We start from the raw sequence: 6,255 nt of genomic DNA on the forward strand, positions 1-6,255 counted from the left end.
ACTTCATCGAGATTCTCGGCGACGGAATGTTCTGGAACTCGATCGTCAACACCCTGAGCATCTTCCTGCTCTCGGCGATCCCGCAGCTCACCGTCGCGCTGATCGTCGCCTACCTGCTCGATCGCGGGCTGCGCGCGCCGACCTTCTGGCGGATGAGCATCCTCATTCCGTTCGTCGTCACCCCGGTGGCCGTCGCGATCATCTTCTCCAGCGTGTTCAACGAGGCGGACGGCCTGGCCAACAACCTGCTGAACCTCATCGGCATCGTCGATCAGGAGTGGAAGCACAACACGTTCCTCTCGCACATCGCGATCGCCACCATGGTGAACTTCCGCTGGACCGGCTACAACGCGCTGATCCTGCTGGCCGCGATGCAGGCTGTGCCGCGCGATCTCTACGAGTCGGCGGCCATCGATGGCGCTGGCCCCATCCGCCGCTTCGTCTCGATCACGATCCCCACGATCCGGCCGACCCTCATCTTCGTGATCATCACGGCCACGATCGGCGGCTTGCAGATCTTCGCCGAGCCGCGCCTGTTCGATGTCTCCACCGCGGGCGGCATCGGCGGCAGCGACCGACAGTTCCAGACCACGGTGCTATTCCTGTGGGAGATGGCATTCTTCCGGCGCAATCTTGGCGAAGCATCCGCCGTGGCCATCTTGCTGTTCCTCCTCATCGTCGGAATCGGCGTGATCAACTTCCTCCTCACTCGGCGCATCGCCACCGGAGATGCGCCGCCGAGCCGAGCAGCACGGCGCCGAGTGCGCCCCGACACCCGAAAGAACACGGCCAAGACAGGAGCCCAGCGATGACCGCCACGCAGGCGCTGAGTGTGCCCGAGAAGATCCGTCGGCGTCGAGCAGCGGGAGGGAACGCCGGAATCGGCAGCCGTCCGGGCTTTCTCACCTATGGGCTGCTGGCCGCGTTCATCATCGGCAGCGTCTACCCGCTGTGGTGGTCGGTCGTCGTCGCCAGCGGCACGAACTCGACCCGCGGTGAGACTCTGCCGCTGTTGCCGGGCGGCAACTTCTTCGCCAATGCGGCGAAGGTGTTCGATGCGATCCCGTTCTGGCTGGCTCTGGGCAACTCGATCGTCATCTCGACGGTGATCACGCTGTCGGTCGTGACGTTCTCGACGCTGGCCGGCTATGCCTTCGCGAAGCTGCGCTTCCGCGGGCGCGAGGGGCTCATGGTCTTCGTGGTCGCCACGATGGCCATTCCCACCCAGCTGGGCATCATCCCGCTGTTCATGGTGATGCGCGAGCTCGGCTGGACCGGATCGATCGGTGCGGTCATCGTGCCGACGCTGGTCACGGCATTCGGGGTCTTCTTCATGCGCCAGTACCTCGTCGACGTCATCCCTGATGAGCTCATCGAGGCCGCCCGTGTCGACGGCGCGAACCAGTTCCGCACCTTCCTCACGGTCGGCCTGCCCGCGGCGCGGCCCGCGATGGCGATCCTGGGGCTGTTCACTTTCATGACGGCATGGACCGACTACCTCTGGCCCCTCATCGTGCTTTCGCCACAGAACCCGACCCTGCAGACGGCACTGAGCCAGCTGCAGTCGGGCTACTACATCGACTACTCAATCGTGCTCGCCGGTGCGGTGCTCGCGACCCTGCCTCTGCTGATCCTCTTCGTGGTCGCAGGCAAGCAGCTGGTCAGTGGCATCATGGCGGGTGCGGTGAAAGGATGACCTTCATGACACGTGTTTTTCCGGAGAGCTTCCTCTTCGGTGCCGCCACTGCGGCGTATCAGATCGAAGGTGCGGCCCACGAGGACGGCCGCACCGACTCGATCTGGGATGCGTTCTGCCGCGTGCCCGGTGCGGTGATCGGCGCAGACAACGGCGACGTGGCGTGCGACCACTATCACCGGTATCCGCAGGACGTCGCGCTCATGTCCGAGCTGGGGCTGCAGACCTATCGCTTCTCGACGTCGTGGTCGCGCGTGCGTCCCGACGGCGGCGCGGTCAACCCAGAAGGCGTCGACTTCTACAGCCGTCTCGTCGATGAACTGCTCGGCGCCGACATCCTGCCCTGGCTGACGCTGTATCACTGGGACATGCCGCAGGCTCTGCAGGAGACGGGCGGGTGGACCAACCGCGACACGGTCGACCGGTTCCTCGAGTACGCCGGAACCATGCACGACGCGCTCGGCGACCGCGTGAACGTCTGGACGACGCTGAACGAGCCGTGGTGCTCGTCGTTCCTCGCCTACACCGGCGGCGAGCATGCGCCGGGTCACACGAGCGTCGCCGAGGGGCTGCTCGCCTCGCACCACCTGCTGCTGGCGCACGGTGAGACCGTTCGCGAGCTTCGCGGTCGTGACGCGAGCCTCAATCTCGGCATCACTCTGAACCACACCGTGGCCGATCCGGCCGATCCGCAGAATCCGGCTGACGTCGACGCGGCACGGCGCATCGACGGACAGTTCAACCGCTGGTTCCTCGATCCGATCTACCGCGGCGAGTACCCCGCCGACATCGTCGAAGACATTCGCGCGGTCGATGCGGATGCCGTCTCGCAGTTCGAAGCCGCGATCCACGATGGCGACCTCGAAGCGATCTCGCAGAAGATCGACACGCAGGGTGTGAACTACTACCACGGCGATTTCGTCTCGGGCACCGCTCCGGCGGCCCCGCCCGTTTCCGGGGGCCCTGCGACCGAGCGGCCAGGGCGCAGCCCGTACCCCTCGTACGCGGGCATTCACTCGGTCGAGCGCGGGCTTGCGCGCACCGCGCAGAACTGGGAGATACAGCCCGAAGGGCTCACCCGCCTGCTGCAACGGGTGTGGCACGACTATGCGCAGCCGGCGGGCACGGTGCTGTACGTGACCGAGAACGGCGCGGCCTTCGAGGACACGGTCACCGACGATGGGCACGTGACGGATGCTGATCGCGTCGAGTATCTGCGTCTTCACCTCGGGGCCGTGCTCGACGCGGCCGAGTCGGGCGTCGATGTGCGCGGCTTCTTCTACTGGTCGATGTTCGACAACTTCGAGTGGGCGTGGGGCTACGACAAGCGCTTCGGGATCGTCCGCGTCGACTATGACACACAGCAGCGCACGGTGAAGGACTCGGGCAGGGAGTACGCTCGCATCATTGCCGAACGCGCTCTCTGACCTGCCGCCGCCGGCAACGGAGGAGGTTCCCCATGTCACGTGCGACCATCGAAGAGGTGGCGACCGCTGCGGGGGTCTCGCGCTCGACCGAGTCGAGGGTGCTCAACGGATCGACGGCGGTCAGCCCCGAGGCGCTGGATGCTGTGCGCGACGCCATCGCGCGGTTGAACTACGTTCCCAACCGCGCGGCTCGTTCGCTGGCATCTCGGCAGACGTACGCGATCGCGCTGATCGTCCCCGAAGACACGACGCGCTTCTTCGGCGACCCGTTCTTCGCGTCGATCGTCGCGGGCATCACCGGTGCCCTGGGTGGTTCGGACTATCTGCTCAACGTCCTTGTCGCCAGCGACGACCCGGGCAACAAGATGACGAGCTTCGTGCGAAACGGCGGCGTCGACGGTGCGCTCATCGTCTCGCACCACGCTAGCGACGCGTTCATCGAGCAGATCGCCGATGTGGTTCCGGTCGTCTACGGCGGTCGGCCGGTGCGTCCGCGCGCTGGCGACTATTACGTGGATGTCGACAACGTCGCCGGAGCGCGAGCGGCGACAGAGCACCTGATCGCGAGCGGATACACCCGCATCGCGACGATCTCGGGTCCGCTGACGATGCTCCCCTCGCTTGATCGCTCACAGGGGTTCCGAGACGCCCTGCGGGCCGCAGGGCTGACGCCCTTCACGGAGGTGGAGGGCGATTACACGGAGGAGAGCGGTGCCGAGGCCGCCGCGCAGATCCTGAAGCTGGGCACGCCGGATGCGATCTTCGCCGCCAGCGACCTGATGGCTCGTGGTGCGCTGCGCACGCTGCGCGCGGCGGGCCTTGATGTGCCGGGCGATGTCGCGGTGATGGGGTTCGACGATACGGCGGTGGCGGCATCCACCGATCCAGCGCTGACGACGATGCGGCAGCCGATGTACCTGCAGGGCGAGACGATGGCCAATGTGCTGCTCTCGCGGTTGGCGGGCGGATCGCCCGAGCATGTCACGATTCTGCCGACCGAGCTCGTGGTGCGTGCCTCGGTGTAAACGTTCTGTTCGTCGGGGTGCTCTATCCTGGCGCCGTGATTGTGAGCGAGGCAGAGCGATGACCCGCTACCGCGAGGTCGCCGATGACCTGCGCCGGCGCATCCTTCAGGGAGAGATCGGTGGCGGCGAGCGGATGCCGGGTGAGCAGTCACTCGCGACGCAATACGGCGTTTCGCGCGGCGTGATCCGCAACGCGCTCGCAGCGCTCAGACGACGGGGACTGGTGTCGTCGCATCCGGGATTCGGGTGGCGCGTGCGCGCCGATGTGCACACGCAGGAATTCGCCGAGATGCGCTCGTTCGCGCAGTGGGCGCAGTCACGACGCATGATTCCGGGTGGGCGGGTGATTCGGCAGGAGCGTGACGCGGCGAGCATGGTCGACGCGCGTGTTCTTCGGATGCGGGCCCGCGATGACGTGCTGCGTGTGACGCGGGTGCGCACGCTCGACGGGCGTGCGGTCATGATCGAGCGCACCACTTATGCGCCCTGGGCGATGTCGGCGATCGAGGCGCTCGAGCCGGACGAGCCGTCCGTCATGACCGCCCTGCAGGACGCGGGGATCGCGATGGCCTCGGCACAGCACCGCATCGATACGGTCGCGGCCTCGAGCGAGGATGCCGAGATCCTGGGGGTGCGGCGTTCGACACGGCTGCTGCGCGTGAGGCGCGAGACGAGCACCGCCGATGGTCGACCGATCGAGTACGGCGACGATCGTTACGCGCCCGACACGGTCACGTTCGAGGTGCACGCCTCCACCGTCGGTCAGGTGGTCGGTCGCGCGCAGCTGTGAGCGCCGTTTCAGGACAGGTGTGCGCAGCCGGGCTCATCATGTCGGGCACAGGCGCCGTCGGCAAGGTTCCGGTCCCGTGGTGTTCACCTGTCGGTCATATGGCGCCGCTTGCGTCGGGAGTGAGGAAAGTCTTCGAGGCGTCCGACCCGTGTGACGCCTGCTGTCCGGTCAGGAAGGACCCGTCATGATCTCGCCCTCTTCGCCCCCGATGCGCGGCCGTCGCGTCGCGACAGCGTTCGGTGCGCTCGCTGTCTCTGGTGCGCTGCTGTTCTCCCCCGCTGTCAGCGCGAACGCCACGACGCCGGTCAGCGCAGAAGCAGGCGCCGCCGCATCGCAGCTGTCGCTGTCGGCGACGGCGTTCACTGTCGGTGACTCCATCACCGTCTCGTACGCCACCGATCAGCCCGATGAGCTGAACTGGGTCGGCATCTATCGTTCGGGACAGCAGCCAGGCGACGGCAACTCGACGCTCTGGGACTACACCCCCGACGCCGCCGGTGACGTCAGTTTCGACCTCGATCTCGCCGCGGGAGAGTACGACATCTGGTTCCTGGCGACCGACGGTTACGACGCGCTGGCCGGGCCCTACCTGATCACTGTCGCTCCCGATGCGACGCAGCCGGCGCCCGGCGACCCGAACGCACCGGTCGAGATCGATCCGGTGTCGACGACCGCTGCGACGGACGGTGTCATCGTGCGTGAGGGTTTCGACGATGGTGCTGTCCCTGAGGGGTGGAGCATTGACGCCGCGGCATCCGATTCTTCGCCATACGGCGCCTGGACGTTCACGACGCGTGACGAGTGGACGAGCACGGTCGACCAGATGCGCGATCGCTTCGCTCGCCCACTCGACACCTTCGCCGTCGCCGACGCTCAGCAGTTCGGTGGCGCACTCGACACCACGATCACTTCGGCGGCCGTGCCGGTGGATGAGCTGGCAACGCTGCGACTGACCTTCGACAGCCACTACCGTGGCGCGGCCGGGCAGACCGGCATCGTGCGGGTGAGCTTCGACGGTGCTGAGGGCACCGAGATTCTGCGGCTGGATTCTGACAGCGTGACGGACGGCTATGACGCGCGACAGATGAACTACGCGCAGGATGTCGCGGTCGAGGTGCCGGAGGGCGCCGAGGAAGCCGTGTTCTCGTGGGAGTTCACGGCCGACGAGCAGGCTCGCTACTGGGCGATCGACTCGGTCGCCATGCACGCGGTGCAGAAGCCGACCGAGACAGATCCGACCCAGGCCTGGGTCATGAGCGACATTCAAGGGCACCCCGGCGACCTGCAGCACGCACTCGGCGACTATGCCGAGATCGC

At 66.6% G+C, this 6,255-nt stretch carries 5 protein-coding genes and 1 pseudogene; all 6 read left to right on the forward strand.

Annotation, left to right across the window (positions count from 1 at the left end; genetic code table 11):
* On the forward strand, positions 1-812 hold an 812-nt coding region (locus Q1J95_RS13395), incomplete at its 5' end, for a carbohydrate ABC transporter permease (RefSeq protein ID WP_300268367.1).
* Entirely contained in the window at positions 809-1,696 is an 888-nt protein-coding gene (locus tag Q1J95_RS13400; protein ID WP_300268370.1) for a carbohydrate ABC transporter permease, read from the forward strand. The genes Q1J95_RS13395 and Q1J95_RS13400, both read left to right, overlap by 4 nt.
* Positions 1,697-1,701: 5 nt before the next feature.
* On the forward strand, positions 1,702-3,123 hold the full coding sequence (locus Q1J95_RS13405) for a family 1 glycosylhydrolase (RefSeq protein WP_300268373.1): 1,422 nt from the start codon (positions 1,702-1,704) through the stop codon (positions 3,121-3,123).
* A 32-nt stretch (positions 3,124-3,155) separates the two neighbouring features.
* Positions 3,156-4,148 (forward strand): LacI family DNA-binding transcriptional regulator, encoded by a 993-nt coding sequence (locus Q1J95_RS13410; protein WP_300268376.1) that lies wholly within the window; start codon positions 3,156-3,158, stop codon positions 4,146-4,148.
* Between the two features lie 58 nt (positions 4,149-4,206).
* Positions 4,207-4,938, forward strand: coding sequence for a GntR family transcriptional regulator (locus tag Q1J95_RS13415; protein WP_300268377.1), 732 nt, complete (start codon positions 4,207-4,209; stop codon positions 4,936-4,938).
* 184 nt (positions 4,939-5,122) lie between these two features.
* A pseudogene (locus Q1J95_RS13420) lies at positions 5,123-6,255 on the forward strand (hypothetical protein); the annotation flags it as partial.

It is taken from the genome of Microbacterium sp. (genome assembly GCF_029263575.1).
Lineage (GTDB): Bacteria > Actinomycetota > Actinomycetes > Actinomycetales > Microbacteriaceae > Microbacterium.

Excerpts from the sequence above, each read along its gene's own strand:
- Q1J95_RS13400 (WP_300268370.1), top strand. The coding sequence starts at position 809 with ATGACCGCCACGCAGGCGCTGAGTGTGCCCGAGAAGATCCGTCGGCGT.
- Q1J95_RS13405 (WP_300268373.1), top strand. The coding sequence starts at position 1,702 with ATGACACGTGTTTTTCCGGAGAGCTTCCTCTTCGGTGCCGCCACTGCG.
- Q1J95_RS13410 (WP_300268376.1), top strand. The coding sequence starts at position 3,156 with ATGTCACGTGCGACCATCGAAGAGGTGGCGACCGCTGCGGGGGTCTCG.
- Q1J95_RS13415 (WP_300268377.1), top strand. The coding sequence starts at position 4,207 with ATGACCCGCTACCGCGAGGTCGCCGATGACCTGCGCCGGCGCATCCTT.